Annotated in this window: 2 protein-coding genes; both read left to right on the top strand. The window is 39.3% G+C overall.

What is annotated here, in order from left to right; genetic code table 11:
* Window positions 1–292 precede the first annotated feature (292 nt).
* Window positions 293–1576 (top strand): IS110 family transposase, encoded by a 1284-nt coding sequence (locus MKY00_RS30140; RefSeq protein WP_341035585.1) that lies wholly within the window; start codon window positions 293–295, stop codon window positions 1574–1576.
* Between the two features lie 720 nt (window positions 1577–2296).
* Window positions 2297–2595 (top strand): general stress protein (locus MKY00_RS30135; protein WP_341035584.1); only part of this gene is annotated, 299 nt, incomplete at its 3' end.

Below are 2595 nucleotides of genomic sequence, written 5' to 3'. Positions count from 1 at the left end.
GACCATGATTCTTTCGATTCGGCGAATCAAGAGAGTTATTTGATATGGATAGGTATGGAAGAATAATATAATCACTTCAACCAGATTTTAATCAAAAGTAAGCATTTCATTTATGTGCCTGCTGATAATCTTTCTTCATTCTCCGTTCCCCAAAGCGTATATTTTATAATTATATAGGAGCATTCCTGTAATGAAGAAATTTGAGGTTTGAACAAAAAAGAGCCCTCTTGGTATAGTACAGGGTGTCATTGCAATGACCCCGAAATTAAAAAATACCAAGGAGGACTCATCCATGAATTATAATCAAAATCACAAAATATCGCAAATCACACCATCTACACTTGTAGTGGGAATAGACATTGCCAAAGACAAACATGTGGCACGAGCACAGGACGACAGAGGCTATGAATTTGGGAAAAGATTGATCTTTGAAAACCGAATAGAAGGCTTTGAAATCCTACTGGAATGGATTTCAAAGCTCCAGAAAGAACACGATAAAAACCATGTCATCATAGGAGCTGAGCCAACAGGTCACTATTGGATGAGTTTAGGTTATTATCTGATCAGCAAGGATACGGATTTTGTATTGGTTAATCCGATGCATGTCAAGAAAGCAAAAGAACTGGATGATAACTCGCCAACGAAAAATGATACCAAAGATGCGCGCGTGATTGCCCAGCTGGTGAAGGATGGGAGATACTCTATACCAAACCTTCTCGACGGCATCTATGCCGAGTTAAGAGAAGCCATGAAACTACGAGATCAACTCATCAAACAGCAGACAGTTACGGAAGGACGTATACAAAATAACATGCAGCGCTATTTTCCAGAGTTTCAGGATGTATTTAAACAATGGAATGGAAAGGCCGCATTATATACGTTACGGGCATTTCCATTTCCATCTGATATTCGTGATAAAACGCCAGAAGACGTACTGGAGGAATGGCAAACGGTCGTTAAACGTGGTGTTGGTATCAAACGAGCAACCAAACTGGTAGACAAAGCGAAGAAGAGTGTTGGCATAGAAATCGGCTTACGCTTTGCCAGACAAGAGCTACACAGCTTATTAGACCAATATGAGCTGTATGCAGAACAATTGAAAGAGCTGGATTTGGAAATAGAGGCGCTCTTAGGAGAGATACCAGGAGCAAAAGAAATGCTGGCTATCAAAGGACTGGGAGTAACAACCGTAGCTACCTTTTTCGCGGAAGTAGGAGATATATCAAATTATCATCATCCGCAACAACTCGTGAATCTGGCCGGCTTATCGTTGCGGGAGCACAGTTCCGGGAAATTCAAAGGGGAAACGAAAATAACGAAACGCGGACGGAAGAAACTGCGAAAGGCGATTTATTTAGCGATACGACCGCTCGTAGCGAATAATCCGACGTTTCAAACCTTGCATAGGTATTACACGACCCGCCCGGAAAATCCATTAAAGAAACAACAATCATTGATTGCGTTGTGTGGGAAATTATTACGTGCCTTGTTTGTCATTGGTCAAAAACAGTGTGAATTTGATGGAAGCAAGTTATTGAAAGGTTTACCTCAGATAGAAACTTTACAGGCAGCTTAAGCTGTAGAAGAAAGAAATAGCAACAAATGACCTTGGGAACTTAGAATACACAAACACCAATAATGCGGAGTCGGAGCTTATTTTTTCCATTCGGGCTAGACCCAGCATAGGAGCTTATTCCGACCTCCACCTTGTGGATACGCAGGACGAGGGAATGTATGGATACCAATCCCGTGATACATGGGAGGGTGAGCGACCATAAGAAGTGTGGAGTTACCAAGCATGGTTACACCATTTTTTACCAAATACTACCTGTTTGGTCGTTAGGATGGCTAGGAGTGCATTAGAATATTCTGTATTCTGACAAACGCTCCACCCCCACTATCCAACCCCAAATTGGATGTTTAAGAAATTCTAAGAAAACAAGAGCATTTCGGAGATATTTTAAGTATATAGAGGGAGGCGTAATTGATTGTATAGTGTTTATTTTTTGAATATTTATTAATTATTTTAGGTAAATCATATTTTAATTGAAACAGTGAACGCAATGTGATAGTCAATGGGAGCGACTAAACATTCAGTTGAAGGGCAGAGAGGCAAGTTTTTAAATAACATAGTAAAAAGTATTTCAAGAGCATTGCAGCTGATTAAAAACCTTTGCTGAAGCGGAAAATGTCACTAGAAATGATGTAGGCTTTAAATTTTTTTCAAAAAAAATGATTAGTTTTATGTGAGTCGGGAAGACATCTAATGTAGCATTTTATAGGAGGTAGTTAAGATATGACATTCGTAAAATCTTATACAAACGATGAAATGTTAGAAAAAGATGTGAACAAGCTAAAGGATAATAACATCAGCTCCAATAATATTTTCATCCTCTCTCACGATGATGATCGCACTGCACGCATTGTAAATAATACGGAAGCATCCGGTATTGATTACAATAAGCAGGATATCGGAGGAGATTTTGAAAAACCAGGTGATGAGTTAAGAGAAAAACTCCGTGAACTGGGAGTTGCTGATGCAGATGCCCATGAATATGAAGAAGATATGGATGAAGGAAAAGTCTTTTTAATTGT

Source organism: Bacillus sp. FSL R9-9834, assembly GCF_038006905.1.
In the GTDB taxonomy this organism is placed as follows: domain Bacteria; phylum Bacillota; class Bacilli; order Bacillales; family Bacillaceae_G; genus Bacillus_A; species Bacillus_A pacificus.
The sequence above is the reverse complement of the archived record's forward strand: the minus strand, read 5'-3'. Positions and strand labels throughout refer to the sequence as shown.

Coding starts and splice junctions, on each gene's coding strand:
- MKY00_RS30140 (WP_341035585.1), top strand. CDS start 293: ATGAATTATAATCAAAATCACAAAATATCGCAAATCACACCATCTACA.